Raw genomic sequence first — 1,308 nt, 5'->3', positions numbered from 1 at the left:
CCGGTATGACTCACCCACATGGGTTACAAATCAGTTCACGCACATAGGTAACAGTTTTTAACTGGCAGGGTCGATTTCGTGAGGATCTGACCATGCCCTGGAAAGAGCTGAAACCTATGGACCTCAAAGTGATGTTTGTCGCTGAATACCTGACTGGAAAACACAGCCTTAGCCAGCTATGTCGAGACTATGAAATCAGCCGAAAGACCGGCTACAAGTGGATCGAGCGATACAAAGCAGAAGGCCCCAGCGGGCTTGATGAGCGTAGTCGCCGTCGGCACCACCAGACTTATGTGGTGCCTTTGACGGTAAAGCAGGCGATTATCGAACTTCGTTCTATAGGCGAGACAATCCCTGGTCCGAAAAAGATCCAGAGTGATTTGATAAGGCGTTTTCCTGACCAGGATCCGCCCTCGAAAACGACTATTTATAACGTCCTCAAAGCAGCCGATCTGATCACGCCGCGACCCCTGCGGCCAAAGGTTGCTGTCTATCCAAAACCGTTACGTAAGGCAGATGTACCTAATCAGCTTTTCAGCGCTGACTACAAAGGCCAGTACCTGACAGGTGCGGGCGTATGGTGTTATCCGCTAACAATCATGGACCATGCCAGTCGCTTCTTGCTTGCCTGTCAGAGCATGCCCAGCACCAATTTCAAGGAGACCCAAGAGACGTTCGAACGGGTGTTTCGCGAGTATGGTTTGCCTGAGCGGATCCGTACTGACAACGGAGTGCCGTTTGCCAGCACAGGGCGCGGAGGGCTGTCACAGTTGTCGATCTGGTGGCTACGGCTGGGGATCATTCCAGAGCGTATCGAGCCTGGTCGGCCAGACCAAAATGGCCGGCACGAGCGTATGCACCGAACACTGAAAAGCACTTTGCCCAATCCACCTGCGGTTGCTTGGGAGTCTCAGCAGAAACACTTTGATCGTTTCATACAGCACTACAATTACGAGCGAGGGCATGAAGCGCTGAGCCAGAAAACACCGGCTTCATGCTATTCACCTTCACCTCGAGCCTATCCTGAGAAACTGCCGGAGATGGGTTATGCAAGTCATATTGAGTGTTACCGGACTGACTCAAACGGGATGATTTATCGGTCAGGTCTGCGGATTTATGTGGGGCATTTACTGAAATACCAGACTATTGGAATGGAGATGCTGAGCGACGATGTGTGGGCTGTTATTTTCGGCCCAGTGATCCTCGGACAAGTGGATGCGAGGAATGCAGACAAGGACGGCTATATTTCACTCAAAGTGTTACCTATGTGAATGCACTTTTGTGTAACCCATGTGGTTGTCCCGTACA

General features: G+C 51.3%; 1 protein-coding gene. It reads left to right on the top strand.

Annotated features, from left to right (window positions below):
- Positions 1–92: 92 nt before the first annotated feature.
- Positions 93–1,271, top strand: coding sequence for an integrase core domain-containing protein (locus tag GIW48_RS29635; protein ID WP_236463163.1), 1,179 nt, complete (start codon positions 93–95; stop codon positions 1,269–1,271).
- Positions 1,272–1,308 lie beyond the last annotated feature (37 nt).

The sequence above is a fragment of the Pseudomonas sp. PA-6-3C genome (assembly GCF_021605825.1).
Lineage (GTDB): Bacteria > Pseudomonadota > Gammaproteobacteria > Pseudomonadales > Pseudomonadaceae > Aquipseudomonas > Aquipseudomonas edaphica.
The sequence above is the reverse complement of the archived record's forward strand: the minus strand, read 5'-3'. Positions and strand labels throughout refer to the sequence as shown.